We start from the raw sequence: 16975 nt of genomic DNA on the forward strand, positions 1-16975 counted from the left end.
GATGTCCGACCTCATCGACGCCTTCCAGGTCGCCGGCAAGGCCTTCTTCGGTTTCCAGGCGATCTTCTTCGCGCTGCTGGCCATCGGCATCAACGTGCACTTCGGGTACACCGGGCTGCTCAACTTCGGGCAGATCGCCTTCGCCATGCTCGGCGGCTTCGGCATCGCCATCTCGGTGAGCCAGTGGGGTCTGCCCTTCTGGGTCGGCGTGCTCATCGCGATCGCCTCCGCCGTCGTGCTCGCGCTGCTGCTGGGCCTGCCGACCCTGCGGCTGCGGGCCGACTACCTGGCGATCGTCACGATCGCCGTCGCCGAGGGACTACGCCTGCTGTTCCGGTCGGTGTCGGCCACCCCGGTCACCGGTGGCACCCGCGGCCTCTCGGCCTTCAACAGCTCCTTCATCGCCCTCGCCCCCTGGGACACCCAGGAGCGCTACAACATCCTGGGCACCTCGTGGAGCGGCGGCGAGCTCTGGGTGGCCCTGGTCGGCTGGCTCATCGTCACGGTGTTCACGCTGCTGGTCTGGCAGCTCATGCGCAGCCCGTGGGGCCGGGTGGTCAAGGCCATCCGCGAGGACGAGGACGCCGTCCGGGCACTGGGCAAGAACGTCTACAGCTACAAGATGCAGGCGCTGGTGCTCGGCGGTGTGATCGGCGCCTTCGGCGGCATGGTCTACGCCGTGGGCACCGGGTCGGCGATCCCGGACCAGTACCAGAACGCCAACACGTTCCTGGCCTACGGCGCGCTGATCCTCGGCGGTGCAGCCCGGGTGCTCGGCCCGGTCATCGGTTCCATGATCCTGCTGTTCATCCTGCAGTTCGCCGACACCGGGCTGCGGGCGCTGATCTCCAACGGCGCCATCCCCGACACGTTGCTCTCCTCCACCGACGTGGCGCAGATCCGCTTCGTCCTGGTCGGGATCGGGCTCATGCTGTTGCTGGTGTTCCGTCCCCAGGGCATCTTCGGTGACCGACGAGAGGTGATGCTCGATGCCCGCTGAGCCCACGGCCCACGGCGCCCATGCCGCAGGTCCTGATGAGGTCCCTGCGGCCGCACCGACACGCGAGTCGGCCGCCGGCCGGATCCCGCAGCGCCTGGCCCAGGCGGCCCTCAAGGACCTCCCCTGGGAGGTCGGCGTGGCCAAGCCCGACCCGGCCATCGTCGTCGACAAGGTCACCCGGACCTTCGGTGGCCTGACCGCCGTCTCGGTCGACCACCTCGAGGTGCAGCGTGGTGGCATCACCGGGCTGATCGGCCCCAACGGCGCCGGCAAGACCACGCTGTTCAACCTGCTCACCGGGTTCGACCAGCCCAACACGGGCACCTGGTCCTTCGACGGCCGGGACCTGGGCAAGCTCTCGCCCCACCAGGTCGCTCGGCTGGGCGTCGTGCGCACCTTCCAGCTCACCAAGGCGCTGTCCCGGCTCACCGTGCTGCAGAACATGCTGCTCGGCGCGCAGGGCCAGAAGGGGGAGAGCTTCCTGCGGGCCCTGGTGCCCGGCGGGTGGCGCGCGCAGGAGAAGGAGAACACCGAGCGGGCGATGGACCTGCTCCGGCGGTTCAAGCTCGACGCCAAGAAGGACGACTTCGCCGGGATCCTCTCCGGTGGTCAGCGCAAGCTGCTGGAGATGGCCCGCGCGCTGATGAGCGACCCGAAGGTCGTCATGCTCGACGAGCCGATGGCCGGGGTGAACCCGGCGCTCACCCAGAGCCTGCTGGGGCACGTCAAGGACCTCCGCGAGGAGGGGATGACGGTCATCTTCGTCGAGCACGACATGGACGTCGTCCGCGACATCAGCGACTGGGTCGTCGTCATGGCCGCCGGCAAGATCATCGCCGAGGGCCCGCCGGAGTCGATCAGCCAGAACAAGGCCGTCGTCGACGCCTACCTCGGCGCCCACCACGACGCACCGCTGACGGTCGAGGAGGAGGACCGCGTCCTCGCCGAGGCCGACGCCGCGCTCGGCCGCGAGGACGGGCGGTCCACGGGCCGGCACGGCACCGACGAGATCAGCAGTGACGGGAGCACCCGATGAGCGAGCCGTTGTTCGAGGTCGACGAGACCGGGGAGGACCTCACCCGGGCGGCGACGGCGACCGGCGCCGAGCTCTCCCCCGCAGAGAAGGCCGCCACCCGGGAGGAGCACGTCAAGCTCGCCGAGGGGGCGCTGGTCCGCGCCGACGACCTGGTCGCCGGGTACGTCCCCGGCGTCAACATCCTCCGGGGCTGCGACTTCTACCTGCAGGACGGCGAGCTGGTCGGCATCATCGGCCCCAACGGCGCCGGGAAGTCGACGCTGCTGAAGGCGCTGTTCGGGCTGATCCCGGTGCGGTCGGGCGGGGTCACCCTCCGCGGGGAGTCGATCACGTCGGCACCGGCGCACAAGCTCGTGCAGCTCGGGGTCGGCTACGTGCCGCAGAACAACAACGTGTTCCCCTCGCTCACCATCGAGGAGAACATGCAGATGGGCGTGTACCTCCGGCCGAAGACCTTCAAGGAGCGCTTCGACTACGTCATCGACCTCTTCCCGCTGCTCGGCGAGCGGCGCAAGGGCAAGGCCGGCGCGCTCTCCGGTGGTGAGCGCCAGATGGTGGCGATGGGCCGGGCGCTGATGATGGACCCGTCGGTGCTGCTGCTCGACGAGCCCTCCGCGGGCCTCTCCCCCGCCCTGCAGGACGAGGTGTTCATCCGCTGCCGCCGGATCAACGCCACCGGGGTCTCGATCATCATGGTCGAGCAGAACGCCCGCCGGTGCCTGCAGATCTGCGACCGCGGCTACGTCCTGGACCAGGGGCGCAACGCCTACACCGACACCGGCGAGTCGCTGATGCACGACCCCAAGGTGATCGAGCTGTACCTGGGCACGCTGGCCAAGGCCCAGTAACCAGGACGAGCACCGCCCGGACGGCGCCGTTCCCTTCACGGGGGGCGGCGCCGTCCGTCGTCCGGGGTCAGCCCAGCACCGCCCAGGCGCTGGCCACCACGTTCACGCTGGCCGCCACCACCCGGACGTCGTCGGCGCGCAGCAGCCGCGCGTACGCCGCCCGGTCGAAGCCCGCGCCCAGTGCCCGGTGCTGCGGCACGGCGACCAGCGCGGTCACCCCCAGCACCACCGCGAGGCACCCGGCGCTGACCAGCAGCGCCGGCACCAGCACGCCCGCCGGCCGCTGGACCAGCAGCCAGCCGGTGGTGACCAGCTGGCCGACGAACAACGGCCCCACCACCCGGGCGATCCGGCGCGAGTGGCTGCCCTCGTAGGCGGCGAACGAGCCGGGCGGCACCGCGGCGAACTGCGGGTAGACCAGCGCCCGCACGGTCCACTGGAAGCCCGCGTAGCCGCCCACCAGGAGCAGGTGCGCGACCGCCACCGCGCTCACGCGGGCCGCGCCCGCCCGCCGGCACGCTTCCCCCGCCAGGCGAGGCTCTGCGCGTCCAGCTCCCGCAGCAACGGGTCGCCCTCGGCGGCGATCCGCTCGGCGAGAGCCACCGCGGCGGCCAGCCGGTCGTCGTCCAGCTGGGCGAAGGCCGGTGACCTCCGGCGGTCCAGGACGTCGTACCAGCGGGCCTGGACGGCGTGGTCGAGGACGATCCGGCCGAAGCAGTGGTCGGCGGTGACCACCCACCCCTCGGCGCGGGCCTGGCGGGGCAGCTCGTCGAGCACCAGCTCGCGGTAGCGGGACAGCAGTCGCGCACGGTCGGCCACCCGGGCAGTCTGAGGTGCCCGCGCCGACCCCGCTCCCCGTGCCCGGACAGCACTGCGGCCCGGCACCCTGGTGGGTGCCGGGCCGCAGCCTGGAGCAGGTGTCACACGCTGATCAGCTGATCAGCGCTGGGGGCCGACACCGTTCGTGTTCAGGCCCTGGATGATCCGCGAGGACTCCTCGAACCCGATGACGACGATCGCGTCGGGGCTGAACTCGGTCATCTGCTGCACCTCGGCGTCGTAGTTCGCCGCCTGCGGGTCGTAGATGACGCTCTGGATCGAGTCCTCCGGCAGGCCGTCGGCGACCAGGTTGTTCTTGGTGTTCTCCGCCAGCCCGGTGCCGTAGGGGTCGTTGGTGGCGAGGATGCCGACGGTGTTGTTGCCGTCGGCGCCGATCAGGTCGGCCAGCGCGCGGGCCTGCAGCAGGTCCGGCGGCGCGGTGCGGAAGTACAGGTTCTGGTCGTTGTACGTCGTGAACTGGTCCGACGTGTTGGCGGGCGAGATCTGCATGACGCCGGCCTGGGTGATCGTGTCGATCACGGTCAGGCTCACGCCCGAGGACGCCGCACCGATGATCGCGTTGACGCCGGACTGCAGCAGGCGGTCGACGGTCTGGGTGGCGGTGTCGGTCGACGCGTCGCCCGAGTCACCGGTGACCAGGGTGATCGGTGAGCCGAGCACACCACCAGCGGCGTTGATGTCGTTGATCGCCAGCTGGACGCCGGCGACCTCCGGCGGGCCGAGGAAGGCGAGGTTGCCGGTCTCGGGCAGCAGGGTGCCGATGGTCAGCGGAGTGGCGCTGGCCGGCGGGTTGGCGACCGGGGCGGGGCCGGCGTTGGTGGTGGCGTTGGCCTCGTCGCCGGCGATGACGAACTGCGTCTTCGAGTCATCGATCTTGTTGTCGTCGCCGAACTGCTGCAGACCGAAGCTGGCCTGCGCGGGCTCGCCGGCGTCGGTGAAGCTGAGCGGCCCGGAGAAGCCGTCGTAGTCGACGTCCCCGCCGGCCTGGATGATCGCCAGGCACGCCGCGAAGTCGGAGCACTTCTCGCCGGTCACGGTCAGGGCGTTGACGTACGGGCCGAAGACGGTCGCCTTCGTGTCACCGGCGGACTGCGCCGCCAGCGCGATCAGCATGGTCGCGTCGTACGACTCACCGGCGTAGTTGTAGTCGACGAGCTGGGGGTTGAGCTGGAGCAGGCGGTCCTTGAAGTCACCGGACAGCTCCGTCAGCGGCAGGGTGCCCTTCATCCCCGCCAGGGCGCCGGTCTCGGTGAAGTCCTCGCCGAGGGCGTTGCCCATGTTGCCGTCGGTGCCGTAGACGTTGACCTGCTTCTCGCTGCTCGAGCCGCCGCTGCCGCTGTCGCTGCTGCCGCTGTCACCGCTGTCGTCACTGCCGCCGCAGGCGGTCAGTGCGAGCAGGGCGGCACCGGAGAGGGCGGTCGCGCGGGCGATGGTGCCTGTGCGCATCAAGGAACTCCCAGAGGTGTGTCGATCCGTGTCGATCTCCATCGGTGCTGCTCGGCAGGCTGCATCGCCTGTCGGGCGCCCGATCAGTGCGGAGAACCTAACCGCCGTCCGAGCGCCCTGAGGCACCCTCGAACGCACCGTGATGGGGTTGTGACCTCACCGATGCACGCCCGCCACATGCGCGAACGGCGCGTCACACGGTCGCAACCGACCGTGTGACGCGCCGCGGAGTGGTCGGCGCTGGATCAGGACCCGGTGGGGCCACCCGCCGGAGTCGCCTCGTCGGCCGTCTCGGTGGCCAGGATCGCCTGGGCGAGCGCCTTCATCGAGGTGCGCTCGTTCATCGCCGTCCGCTGGATCCAGCGGAACGCCTCGGCCTCGGTCATGCCGCGGTCGGCCATCAGCCGGCCCTTGGCCTGCTCGACCACCTTGCGGGCCTCGAGGCGCTCCTTGAGGTCGGTGACCTCGGCGTCCAGGGCGTGCATCTCCTGGAACCGGCCCACGGCGACCTCGATCGCCGGGACCAGGTCGTTCTTGGAGAACGGCTTGACCAGGTAGGCCATCGCACCGGCGTCGCGCGCCCGCTCGACCAGCTCCCGCTGGCTGAACGCGGTCAGCACGATGACCGGGGCGATCCGGGCCGAGGCGATCTGCTCCGCCGCGGCGATCCCGTCCAGGACGGGCATCTGCACGTCGACGATCACGAGGTCGGGGCGGAGCTGCTGGGCCTGGTCGACGGCCGCCTGACCGTCACCGACCTCGGCGACGACGACGTACCCCTCCTCCTCCAGCATCTCCTTGAGGTCGAGGCGGATGAGTGCCTCGTCCTCGGCGATGAGGACACGGGTCGGCTGGCTGCTCACGGGGGTGAGCCTAGCGACCGCAGCCAGCGACCGGCTGCCGGATAGGCTGCTGATCACCCGGTTGTGCTGGCCCCCGTACCCCAATCGGCAGAGGGAGCGGATTCAAAACCCGCGCAGTGTGCGTTCGAGTCGCACCGGGGGCACTCTGCAAATTGCGATCCTGACGGACCGCACCGCAGCCAAGAGCCGTTCCCGAGCGCCGTTGAGCCGCTTCGTCGCTCGATCGCGGGACCCTCCGGGCCCCACTCCTCACGACAGGACGACGAGCACCGCCTCCAGGAGCCGTCCCCGACGGCCGTTGAGCCGCTTCGTCGCTCGATCGCGGGACCCTCCGGGCCCCACTCCTCACGACAGGACGACGAGCACCGCCTCCAGGAGCCGTCCCCGACGGCCGTTGAGCCGCTTCGTCGCTCGATCGCGGGACCCTCCGGGCCCCACTCCTCACGACAGGACGACGAGCCCCGCCTCCAGGAGCCGTCCCCCGCCGCCGTTGAGCCGCTTCGTCGTTCGATCGCGGGACCCTCCGGGCCCCACTCCTCACGACAGGGCGGACCCCGGTCACCGGTCCTCCCCCGCCCTGCGGCACGCGGTCCTGGCGGGCCGCCTAAGTTGGCTCCGTGACCGGCCACATGACCCCTGAGCAGTTCCGCCAGCACGGCCACGAGGTCGTGGACTGGATCGCCGACTACTGGGAGCGCATCGGCTCCTTCCCGGTCCGCTCGCAGGTCTCCCCCGGTGACGTCCGCGCCTCGCTGCCGCCGACCGCGCCGGAGCAGGGCGAGCCGTTCTCCGCCGTCCTGGCCGACCTGGACCGGGTCGTGCTGCCCGGCGTCACCCACTGGCAGCACCCCGGGTTCTTCGGCTACTTCCCGGCCAACACCTCCGGGCCCTCGGTGCTCGGCGACCTGGTGTCCGCCGGCCTCGGCGTGCAGGGCATGTCCTGGGTGACCAGCCCGGCCGCCACGGAGCTCGAGCAGCACGTCATGGACTGGTTCGCCGACCTGCTGGGCCTGCCGGAGTCCTTCCGCTCCACCGGCAGCGGCGGCGGCGTCGTGCAGGACTCCAGCTCCGGCGCCAACCTGGTCGCCCTGCTGGCGGCCCTGCACCGGGCCAGCAAGGGCGCGACCCTGCGGCACGGCGTCCGGCCCGAGGACCACACCGTCTACGTCTCCGCCGAGACGCACAGCTCGATGGAGAAGGCGGCCCGGATCGCCGGGCTGGGCACCGACGCCATCCGGATCGTCGAGGTCGGCCCCGACCTGGCGATGAACCCGCGGGCGCTGGCCCAGCGGCTCGAACGGGACGTCGCCCGGGGCTACACCCCGGTCCTGGTCTGCGCCACGGTCGGGACGACGTCGACCACCGCGATCGACCCGCTCGCCGAGCTCGGCCCGATCTGCCAGCAGCACGGGGTGTGGCTGCACGTCGACGCCGCCTACGCCGGGGTCAGCGCCGTCGCCCCGGAGCTGCGCGCGCTGCAGGCCGGTGTCGAGTGGGCCGACAGCTACACCACCGACGCGCACAAGTGGCTGCTCACCGGCTTCGACGCGACGCTGTTCTGGGTCGCCGACCGGGCCGCCCTCACCGGGGCCCTGTCGATCCTCCCGGAGTACCTGCGCAACGCCGCCACCGACACCGGCGCGGTCGTCGACTACCGCGACTGGCAGATCGAGCTGGGCCGCCGGTTCCGCGCCCTCAAGCTGTGGTTCGTCGTCCGCTGGTACGGCGCCGAGGGCCTCCGCGAGCACGTCCGCAGCCACGTCGCCCTGGCCCAGGAGCTGGCCGGCTGGGCGGACGCCGACGAGCGCTTCGACGTCGCCGCCCCGCACCCGTTCTCGCTGGTCTGCCTGCGGCCGCGGTGGGCACCGGGGATCGACGCCGACGTCGCCACCATGACCCTGCTCGACCGGCTCAACGACGGCGGCGAGGTCTTCCTGACCCACACCACCGTCGACGGCGCCGCGGTGCTGCGGGTGGCCATCGGCGCACCGGCGACCACCCGGGAGCACGTCGAGCGGGTCTGGGCGCTGCTGGGCGAGGCGCACGACTGGCTGGCGCGGGACTTCGAGGAGCAGGCCGCCGAGCGCCGGGCGGCCGAGCTCCGCGAGCGGGAGGCCGCCGAGGAGCAGCTCCGCGCCCGCCGGGAGGCCGAGGCCGCGGCAGCGGCCGCCACCGAGGCGCCGGTGGAGCCGGCGGCCGAGGAGCCCGAGCAGCTCGTCGTCCCGCCGGTGGAGGTCCCCGCCGTCGAGACCCCGGCGGCCTGGGACGAGTCGGCCACCCAGGTGGCCGCCCAGACCGACCTGCACGCCGACCCGGCTCCGCAGCCGGCCGACGGCCAGGGCTGACCCGCGGGGGCGGTCAGCCGAGCGAGCGGAGCAGCCCCTCCTGGACGACGGTGGCCACGTGCGTGCCGTCCGCCGCCCAGATCTGCCCGAAGCAGAGCGCACGCCCGCTGGCGGCCGCCGGGCTGTCGGTCTCGTACAGGAACCACTCGTCGGCGCGCACCGGCCGGTGGAACCAGACGGCGTGGTCGAGGCTGGCGCCCACCGTGGACCCGCCCCAGCCGCCGCCGATGCGGGCCAGCCCGGCCGACAACAACGTCAGGTCGCTGACGAAGGTCAGGGCGGCCGCGTGCACCGCCTCGTCGTCGGGCAGCCGCCCGGAGACCCGGAACCAGACCCGGAACGCGGTGTCCGGCGGCAGCCGCGGCTCCGGGTCGTAGGGGTCGGACAGGTAGCGCTGCTCGACGGCGCGGGAGATCGCGTTGGAGGCGTCGGCCCGGCCGGGGTGCGCGGCGGCGACCTCGGCCAGCCCGGGCAGCCCCTCGGGACCGGGGACGTCGGGCATCGGCAGCGAGTGCTCGACCAGCGCCCGCTCCCCTGCCGTGAAGTCCGCCGTCAGCGCGAAGATGGCGACGTCCTCGCCCTTGCGGGTCTGCCGAGCCACCACCCGCCGGGTGCTGAACGTCCGCCCCTCGCGGATGCGGTCGACCTCGTAGCGGATCTCCTCGTGCGGGTCGCCCGGCCGCAGGAAGTACGAGTGCAGCGAGTGCACCGGGCGGCCTGCGGCCACGGTCGCCTGCGCCGCCGTCAGCGCCTGGGCGGCGACCTGCCCGCCGAAGATCCGCTGCAGCGGCGACGACGGCGTGGTGCCGACGTAGAGGTCGGGGCCGCGCTCCTCGAGGTCGAGGACCTCCATCAGCTCCGCGGCCGGCGAGGCGGCCGCGGACGCCCCCGACCCCGAGGACGAGCTCACGCCTCCGTACCCACCTCGTGCACCCGGACGAGGTTGGTCGACCCGGCGGTGTTCGGCGGGCTGCCGGCCACCACCACGACCTTGTCGCCCTCCCGCAGCCGGCCGATGGACATCAGCGAGAAGTCGACCTGACCGACCATGTCGTCGGTGTGGGTGACCTCGGGCACCAGGAAGGTCTCCACGCCCCAGGACAGCGCCAGCCGGCTGCGGACCGCGGGGTCGGTGGTGAAGGCGAGGATCGGCAGCCGGGTGTGCAGCGCGGCGAGCAGCTGCGCGGTCTTGCCGGTCAAGGTGAAGGCGGCCAGCGCGGAGACGTCCAGCGCCTCACCGATGTCCTTGGCGGCCCGGACGATCGCGCCGGACCGGTTGTTGCGCGGCCGGCTGAGCTCGGGCACCCGGACCTCGTCGGTCTCGACGGCGTCGATGATCCGCTCCATCGTCTTCACCGCGACGATCGGGTACTTGCCGACCGAGGTCTCCCCGGACAGCATCACCGCGTCCGCACCGTCGAGCACGGCGTTGGCCACGTCGGAGGCCTCGGCGCGGGTCGGCCGGGAGTTCTCGATCATGGACTCCAGCATCTGGGTGGCCACGATGACCGGCTTGTTGCGCTCGCGGGCGGCCTGGACGGCGCGCTTCTGCACCAGCGGGACCTGCTCCAGCGGCAGCTCCACGCCCAGGTCGCCGCGGGCGACCATGATGCCGTCGAACGCCTTGACGATCGCGTCGAGGTTCTCGACCGCCTCGGGCTTCTCCAGCTTCGCGATCACCGGCACCTCGACGTCCTCCTGGCGCATGATCTCGCGCACCAGCTCGACGTCGCGGGCGTGCCGCACGAACGACAGCGCGACGAAGTCGACCCCGAGGGAGAGGGCGAAGCGCAGGTCCTCGGCGTCCTTCTCCGACATCGCCGGGACGCTCACCGCGACGCCGGGCAGCGACAGGCCCTTGTTGTTCGAGACCGGACCGCCCTCGAGCACCAGGCAGAAGACGTCCGGGCCGGTGACGTCGACGACGGTCAGCGCCAGCTTGCCGTCGTCGACCAGCAGCCGGTCACCGACGCGCGCGTCGTTGGCGAGGTCCTTGTAGGTGGTGGAGACCCGGTCGGCGGTGCCGGGGACGTCCTCGACGGTGATGCAGACCCGGCTGCCGGTCTCCCAGACGACCGGGCCGTCGGCGAACGTGCCGAGGCGGATCTTGGGGCCCTGCAGGTCGGCGAGCACGGCCACGGCCCGGCCGACGGTGTCCGACGCGGCCCGCACGTTCCGGTAGGCCGTCTCGTGGTCGGCGTGCTTGCCGTGGCTGAAGTTGAGGCGGGCGACGTCCATGCCGGCCTCGACGAGGGCGGTGATCTGCTCCAGGGACCCCGTGGCCGGACCCAGTGTGCAGACGATCTTCGCGCGACGAGACATGGGCCAAAACTAGCCGCCCCTCGGGTGGCTGCAGCGGACCGGGTCCGCTGTGTCCCCCCGAGGGGCGGCAGTCGTCCAGGACGTATCTGTCCTGGTGATCAGCGTGTGGCTACCGCAGCGGGACGGCGTCCGGGGTGACCGGGCGGGGCAGCATCGAGTTGCCGGTCAGCCAGTCGTCGACCGCCCCGGCCGCGGCGCGGCCCTCGGCGATCGCCCAGACGATGAGCGACTGACCGCGGCCCATGTCCCCGGCCACGAACACGCCGGGGACGGTGGACATGTACTCGGCGTCCCGGGCGACCCGGCCGCGCTCGTCGACCACGCAGCCGAGCTCCTCGACCAGGCCGGCGGTCTGCGGACCGGTGTAGCCCAGCGCCAGCAGCACCAGGTCCGCGGGCAGCTCGCGGGTGCTGTCCGGCTTGGGCTGCCGCTTCCCGTCGACGACCTCGATCTCCACGACCTCGATCGCCCGCACCCGGCCCTCGTCGTCGCCGAGGAACGCCTCGGTGTTGACCGCGAACAGCCGCTCGCCGCCCTCCTCGTGGGCCGGCGAGACCCGCAGGATCATCTCGTAGGTGGGCCACGGGTTGTCCTGCGGGCGGGTGCCGGTGGGTGCCGGCTTGTAGTCCAGCTGGGCCACCGACGCCGCGCCCTGCCGGTGGGCGGTGCCCAGGCAGTCCGCGCCGGTGTCGCCGCCGCCGATGATCACCACGTGCTTGCCCTCGGCCGACAGCGGCGGGTCGTCCAGCTCGCCGATGGCCTCCCGGTTGCCGAACGGCAGGTACTCCATCGCGAAGTGGACGCCGTCGAGGTCCCGGCCCGGCAGCGGCAGGTCACGGGCGACCGGCGTGCCGATCGCCAGCACCACGGCGTCGTGCTCGGCGCGCAGCGCCTCGGTCGTCAGCGCGCCCTCGCCGGTGCCGCCGACGTCGGCGTCGGTGACGAAGCGGGTGCCCTCGGCGCGCATCTGGTCCAGCCGCCGGTCCAGGTGGCGCTTCTCCATCTTGAACTCGGGGATGCCGTAGCGGAGCAGGCCGCCGATCCGGTCGTCCCGCTCGTAGACGGTCACCTCGTGCCCGGCGCGGGTGAGCTGCTGGGCCGCGGCCAGCCCGGCCGGGCCGGAGCCGACGACGGCGACCTTCCGCCCGGTGAGCTCCGCCGGCGGCTGCGGGGTCACCCAGCCGTTCACGAACGCCTGGTCGATGATCTCCCACTCGATCTGCTTGATCGTGACCGGCGCGTTCTCCAGGTTGAGCACGCAGGCGGACTCGCACGGCGCCGGGCACAGCTTCCCGGTGAACTCCGGGAAGTTGTTGGTCGCGTGCAGCCGCTCGATCGCCTCCTGCCAGTCGTCCCGGCGGGCGAGGTCGTTCCACTCCGGGATGAGGTTGCCCAGCGGGCAGCCGTGGTGGCAGAACGGGATGCCGCAGTCCATGCAGCGTGCCGCCTGCTCGCGGACGGCCTGCACCGGGAAGACGGCGTCCTCACCCGTCTCGCGGGTCAGGTACACCTCCTTCCAGTCCAGCAGGCGCAGTTCCACCGGCCGCCGCGGGGGCATCTGCCGGTCGAACTTCAGGAACCCGGTGCTGTCAACCACGTGCCGCCTCCATGACAGCTCGGTCCACGTCGTACCCCGCGGCCTCGGCGGCCCGCCGGGCCTCCGTCGCCCGCCGGTAGTCCCGCGGCATGATCACGCTGAACCGCCCCGACCAGCGGCCCCAGTCGGCCAGCAGGCTGGTCGCCACGGCCGAGTCGGTGGCCTCCCGGTAGCGCTCCAGGACGTCCCGGAGCCACTGGGAGCTCTCACCGTCGAGCTCCTCGATGTCGACCATCTCGCCGTTGACCCGGTGCCGGGCCAGGTCGAGCACGTAGCCGACCCCGCCGGACATGCCCGCGGCGATGTTGCGACCGGTGGCGCCCAGGATGACCGCCGTCCCGCCGGTCATGTACTCCAGCGCGTGGTCGCCCACGCCCTCGACGACGGCCAGCGCACCGGAGTTGCGCACGCAGAAGCGCTCGCCGACCCGGCCGCGCAGGAAGAGCTCGCCGCTGGTCGCGCCGTAGCCGATGACGTTGCCGGCGATGACGTTGTCCTCGGCGGCGAACGTGGCCTCGGCCGCCGGCCGGACGACGACGCGCCCGCCGGACAGGCCCTTGCCCACGTAGTCGTTGGCGTCCCCGACCAGGGTCATGCTGATCCCGCGGGGCAGGAAGGCGCCGAAGGACTGCCCGGCCGACCCGGTGAAGGTCAGCTCGATCGTGCCGTCGGGCAGCCCCTCGCCGCCGAAGCGGCGGGTCACCATCGAGCCCAGCATCGTGCCGACGGTGCGGTTGACGTTGCGCACCGGCAGCTCCAGGCGCACCGGCCGCGCGTCGAGCAGCGCGCCCTCGCAGAGCTGGATCAGCGTCTGGTCCAGCGCCACGTCCAGGCCGTGGTCCTGGTCCTGGACCCGCCGTCGCGGGGTGCCCTCGGGCAGCTCCGGCACGGCGAGCACCGGGGTCAGGTCGAGCCCGGCGGCCTTCCAGTGGTCGACCGCGGGCTGGACGTCGAGGACCTCGGCGCGCCCGACTGCCTCGTCGATCGACCGGAAGCCGAGCTGCGCCAGGATCTCGCGCACCTGCTGGGCGATGAACTCGAAGAAGGTGACGACGAACTCCGGCTTGCCGGTGAACCGCTTGCGCAGCTCCGGGTTCTGCGTCGCGACGCCGACCGGGCAGGTGTCCAGGTGGCAGACGCGCATCATCACGCAGCCCTCGACGACCAGCGGCGCGGTGGCGAAGCCGAACTCCTCGGCACCCAGCAGCGCGGCCACGACGACGTCCCGGCCGGTCTTCATCTGCCCGTCGACCTGGACGACGATCCGGTCGCGCAGCCCGTTGGCCAGCAGCGTCTGCTGGGTCTCGGCCAGGCCGATCTCCCACGGCGTGCCGGCGTGCTTGAGCGAGGTCAGCGGCGCCGCGCCGGTGCCGCCGTCGAAGCCGGACACCAGGACGACGTCGGCCTTGGCCTTGCTCACCCCGGCCGCGACCGTGCCGATGCCGGACTCCGACACCAGCTTGACGTGCACCCGCGCCTGGTCGTTGGCGTTCTTCAGGTCGTGGATGAGCTGCTTGAGGTCCTCGATCGAGTAGATGTCGTGGTGCGGCGGCGGGCTGATCAGGCCGACGCCCGGCGTGGAGTGCCGGGTGCGGGCCACCCACGGGTAGACCTTGCTGCCCGGCAGCTGACCGCCCTCACCGGGCTTGGCGCCCTGGGCCATCTTGATCTGGATGTCGTCGGCGTTGACCAGGTACTCGCTGGTGACGCCGAACCGGCCGCTGGCCACCTGCTTGATCGACGACCGGCGCAGGTCGCCGTTCGGGTCGGGGCTGAACCGGTCGGGGTCCTCGCCGCCCTCGCCGGTGTTGGACCGCCCACCGAGCCGGTTCATCGCGATCGCCAGGGTCTCGTGCGCCTCGGCGGAGATGGAGCCGTAGCTCATCGCGCCGGTCTGGAAGCGCTTGACGATCTCGCTGGCCGGCTCGACCTCCTCGATCGGCACCGGCGGCCGGTCGGGCGTGAGGCCGAACAGCCCGCGCAGGGTCGCCGCCTCGGCGGACAGCCCGTCGACGGTGTCGGTGTAGCGCTGGAAGACGTCGTACTGCCGGGACCGGGTGGCGTGCTGGAGCAGGAACACCGTCTCGGGGTTGAACAGGTGCACCTCGCCCTCGCGGCGCCACTGGTACTCCCCGCCGGTCTCCAGCCGGCGGTGCGCCGTCTCGGTGGCGTTGGCCGGGTAGGCCCGGCGGTGGCGCATGGCCACCTCCTCGGCGAGCACGTCGAGGCCGACGCCGTCGAGGGTGGCCGAGGTGCCGGTGAAGTACTCGTCGACGACGGCCTTGCTCAGCCCGACGGTCTCGAAGATCTGCGCCATCGTGTACGAGCCGACGGTGCTGATGCCCATCTTGCTCATCACCTTCAGCACGCCCTTGCCCATGGCCTTGACCACGTTGCGGACGGCCTGGGCGGGCTGGACGCCGGTGAGCGTGCCGGTGCGGATCAGGTCCTCGACGCTCTCGAAGGCCAGGTAGGGGTTGACCGCGGCCGCCCCGTAGCCGAGCAGCAGCGCGACGTGGTGCACCTCGCGGCAGTCGCCGGACTCCACGACCAGGCCGACCTGCATCCGGGTGCGCTCGCGCACCAGGTGGTGGTGGACGGCGGCGGTCATCAGCAGCGACGGGATCGGTGCGCGCTTCTCGTCGCAGTCCCGGTCGGAGAGCACGATGACCCGCGCGCCGGCCGCGATCGCCTTGCTCACCTTGGTGCGCAGGTCGGTGATCGCCTGGGCCAGCGCCGGCCCCCCGCCGGTGACGTCGAAGTGACCGGTGACCCGGACGGCGGCGAAGCCGGGCAGGTCGCCGTCGTCGTCGATGTGCAGGATCTTGGCCAGCTCGTCGTTGTCGATGACCGGGTAGGGCAGGAACACCTGCCGGCAGGACGCCGGGGTGGCCTCGAGCAGGTTCTGCTCGGGCCCGAAGGTGCGGCCCAGGCTGGTCACCAGCTCCTCGCGGATGGCGTCCAGCGGCGGGTTGGTCACCTGGGCGAACAGCTGGCTGAAGTAGTCGTAGAGCTGCCGCGAGCGGTCCGACAGCGAGGCGATCGGGGTGTCGGTGCCCATCGAGCCGATCGGCTCGGTGCCGCTGGCCGCCATCGGCTGCACCAGGACGCGCAGCTCCTCCTCGGTGTAGCCGAAGAGCTGCTGACGCCGGACGACGGACTCGTGGCTGGGCCGCGAGCGCCGCCGCTCGGGCAGCGAGGGCAGGTGCACCAGGCCGGCGTGCAGCCAGTCGTCGTAGGGCTGGGCGGCGGCGAGAGCCCCCTTGACCTCCTCGTCCTCGACGATCCGGCCGGCCTCGGTGTCGACCAGGAACATCCGGCCCGGCTGCAGCCGGCCCTTGGCGACGACGTCGCCGGCCGGGATGTCCAGCACGCCGGCCTCGCTGGCCAGCACGACCAGGTCGTCCTTGGTCTTCCACCAGCGGCCGGGGCGCAGGCCGTTGCGGTCGAGCACCGCGCCGATCAGGCTGCCGTCGGTGAACGCCACGCAGGCCGGTCCGTCCCAGGCCTCGATGATCGAGGAGTGGAACCGGTAGAAGGCCCGGCGGGCCGGGTCCATCTCGTCGTGGTTCTCCCAGGCCTCCGGGATCATCATCAGCACGGCGTGCGGCAGCGAGCGGCCGGACAGGTGCAGCAGCTCGAGCACCTCGTCGAAGGTGGCCGAGTCGCTGAAGTCGCTGGCGGTGACCGGGAAGATCCGCTCCAGCCCGAGCTCGCTCGCCGGGCCGGCCGGGCCGTCGAACAGCGCCGTCTCCAGCTTCGCCTCGCGGGCGCGCATCCGGTTCCGGTTGCCCTTGATGGTGTTGATCTCGCCGTTGTGCGCGATGAACCGGAACGGGTGGGCCAGCGGCCAGCTCGGGAAGGTGTTGGTCGAGAACCGGCTGTGGACCAGTGCGATCGCCGACTCGTAGCGCTCGTCGCGCAGGTCGGGGAAGAACGCGGGCAGCTGGTCGGTGGTCAGCATGCCCTTGTAGGTGATCGTGCGGGAGGACAGCGAGGCGATGTAGCAGCTGGTGCCGGCGTCCCGCGCGGCGCGCTCCACCCGCTTGCGCAGCACGAACGAGCGGCGCTCCAGCCGGGTGACCCCGTGCGGGGCGACCGTGCCGCCGAAGGCCGAGTCGGCGCGGGCGCCGGTGGTCTCGGCGACGAACAGCTGGGCGAAGTGCGGCATCACCCGGCGGGCGGTCGGGCCGAGGTCGGCGCCGTCGGGGTCGACCGGCAGCTCGCGCCAGCCGAGGACGGCCAGCCCCTCCTCGGCGGCGAGGCCGGCGACCGCGTCGACCACCTGCGCCCGCTCGGCCTCGTCGGCCGGCAGGAAGGCGATGCCGACGGCGTACTCCCCCACCGGCGGCAGGTCGAAGTCGACGACGGCGCGCAGCAGGGCGTCGGGGACCTGGGTCAGGATCCCCGCGCCGTCCCCGGAGTTGGGCTCGGAGCCGGCCGCGCCGCGGTGGTCGAGGTTGTGCAGGGCGGTGAGCCCGGCCGTGACGATCGACCGCGAGCGGCGGCCGCGGGCGTCGGCGACGAAGGCCACACCGCAGGCGTCGTGCTCCCGGGCCGGGTCGTACAGGCCGGCGGCAGCAGGGAGTGCGGAGAACGGCACAGCGGTGCCCGGTGCCGTGGAGAACGGTCGGGCCCCATCGCTGGCGGGCGCGGAGGGGGCGGCGAGGTCGGTCAT

General features: G+C 72.3%; 12 protein-coding genes and 1 tRNA gene. 5 read left to right on the plus strand and 8 right to left on the minus strand.

The genetic code is table 11. The annotated features are described in order from the left end of the window. Position 1 precedes the first annotated feature (1 nt). From MODMU_RS16170 to MODMU_RS16180, 3 genes are read left to right on the plus strand one after another with little or no spacing between them, the layout of a single operon-like run. Positions 2–1000 carry a branched-chain amino acid ABC transporter permease gene (locus tag MODMU_RS16170; RefSeq protein ID WP_014741388.1) on the plus strand — a complete coding sequence of 333 codons (999 nt, stop codon included), beginning with the start codon at positions 2–4 and terminating at the stop codon, positions 998–1000. Continuing rightward, a complete protein-coding gene (locus tag MODMU_RS16175; RefSeq protein ID WP_014741389.1) occupies positions 990–2036 on the plus strand; it encodes an ABC transporter ATP-binding protein in 1047 nt (348 codons plus the stop codon). The genes MODMU_RS16170 and MODMU_RS16175 overlap by 11 nt, the downstream gene beginning before the upstream one ends. Continuing rightward, entirely contained in the window at positions 2033–2884 is an 852-nt protein-coding gene (locus tag MODMU_RS16180) for an ABC transporter ATP-binding protein (protein WP_014741390.1), read from the plus strand. The genes MODMU_RS16175 and MODMU_RS16180 overlap by 4 nt, the downstream gene beginning before the upstream one ends. Positions 2885–2951: 67 nt before the next feature. Here the strand turns inward: MODMU_RS16180 and MODMU_RS16185 are convergent, their stop codons facing one another. The 4 genes from MODMU_RS16185 to MODMU_RS16200 all read right to left on the minus strand — a co-directional run bounded on the left by MODMU_RS16185 (position 2952) and on the right by MODMU_RS16200 (position 6033). After that, entirely contained in the window at positions 2952–3377 is a 426-nt protein-coding gene (locus tag MODMU_RS16185) for a hypothetical protein (RefSeq protein ID WP_014741391.1), read from the minus strand. After that, the gene (locus tag MODMU_RS16190; protein WP_014741392.1) at positions 3374–3703 is read right to left on the minus strand and encodes a hypothetical protein; all 330 of its coding nucleotides are present in this window, start codon (positions 3701–3703) and stop codon (positions 3374–3376) included. Before MODMU_RS16190 ends, MODMU_RS16185 begins: the two co-directional genes overlap by 4 nt. Before the next feature lie 120 nt (positions 3704–3823). Further along, positions 3824–5170, minus strand: a complete 1347-nt coding sequence (locus MODMU_RS16195) for an ABC transporter substrate-binding protein (RefSeq protein WP_051144006.1) — start codon at positions 5168–5170, stop codon at positions 3824–3826. A gap of 245 nt (positions 5171–5415) precedes the next feature. Next, the gene (locus tag MODMU_RS16200; protein ID WP_014741394.1) at positions 5416–6033 is read right to left on the minus strand and encodes an ANTAR domain-containing response regulator; all 618 of its coding nucleotides are present in this window, start codon (positions 6031–6033) and stop codon (positions 5416–5418) included. Between the two features lie 69 nt (positions 6034–6102). On the opposite strand from MODMU_RS16200, the gene MODMU_RS16205 reads away from it, so the two are divergent. Continuing rightward, positions 6103–6176: transfer RNA gene (locus tag MODMU_RS16205), tRNA-Leu, on the plus strand. Positions 6177–6650: 474 nt separating this feature from the next. Beyond that, positions 6651–8378, plus strand: coding sequence for an aminotransferase class V-fold PLP-dependent enzyme (locus tag MODMU_RS16210; protein ID WP_014741395.1), 1728 nt, complete (start codon positions 6651–6653; stop codon positions 8376–8378). A 13-nt stretch (positions 8379–8391) separates the two neighbouring features. Here MODMU_RS16210 and MODMU_RS16215 read toward each other — a convergent pair whose 3' ends face one another. The 4 genes from MODMU_RS16215 to gltB all read right to left on the minus strand — a co-directional run bounded on the left by MODMU_RS16215 (position 8392) and on the right by gltB (position 16975). Further along, on the minus strand, positions 8392–9288 hold the full coding sequence (locus MODMU_RS16215; protein ID WP_014741396.1) for an acyl-CoA thioesterase: 897 nt from the start codon (positions 9286–9288) through the stop codon (positions 8392–8394). After that, complete coding sequence (gene pyk, locus MODMU_RS16220; RefSeq protein WP_014741397.1) at positions 9285–10700, minus strand: pyruvate kinase; 1416 nt, start codon at positions 10698–10700, stop codon at positions 9285–9287. The genes MODMU_RS16215 and pyk overlap by 4 nt, the downstream gene beginning before the upstream one ends. Before the next feature lie 109 nt (positions 10701–10809). Beyond that, complete coding sequence (locus MODMU_RS16225; RefSeq protein ID WP_014741398.1) at positions 10810–12297, minus strand: glutamate synthase subunit beta; 1488 nt, start codon at positions 12295–12297, stop codon at positions 10810–10812. Continuing rightward, the gene (gltB, locus tag MODMU_RS16230; protein ID WP_014741399.1) at positions 12290–16975 is read right to left on the minus strand and encodes a glutamate synthase large subunit; all 4686 of its coding nucleotides are present in this window, start codon (positions 16973–16975) and stop codon (positions 12290–12292) included. Before gltB ends, MODMU_RS16225 begins: the two co-directional genes overlap by 8 nt.

It is taken from the genome of Modestobacter italicus (genome assembly GCF_000306785.1).
GTDB lineage: Bacteria > Actinomycetota > Actinomycetes > Mycobacteriales > Geodermatophilaceae > Modestobacter > Modestobacter italicus.

Bases quoted from the DNA above. Each gene is read 5' to 3' on its own strand.
- MODMU_RS16170 (WP_014741388.1), top strand. From the start codon at position 2: ATGTCCGACCTCATCGACGCCTTCCAGGTCGCCGGCAAGGCCTTCTTC.
- MODMU_RS16175 (WP_014741389.1), top strand. From the start codon at position 990: ATGCCCGCTGAGCCCACGGCCCACGGCGCCCATGCCGCAGGTCCTGAT.
- MODMU_RS16180 (WP_014741390.1), top strand. From the start codon at position 2,033: ATGAGCGAGCCGTTGTTCGAGGTCGACGAGACCGGGGAGGACCTCACC.
- MODMU_RS16195 (WP_051144006.1), bottom strand. From the start codon at position 5,170: ATGCGCACAGGCACCATCGCCCGCGCGACCGCCCTCTCCGGTGCCGCC.
- pyk (WP_014741397.1), bottom strand. From the start codon at position 10,700: ATGTCTCGTCGCGCGAAGATCGTCTGCACACTGGGTCCGGCCACGGGG.
- gltB (WP_014741399.1), bottom strand. From the start codon at position 16,975: ATGACCGACCTCGCCGCCCCCTCCGCGCCCGCCAGCGATGGGGCCCGA.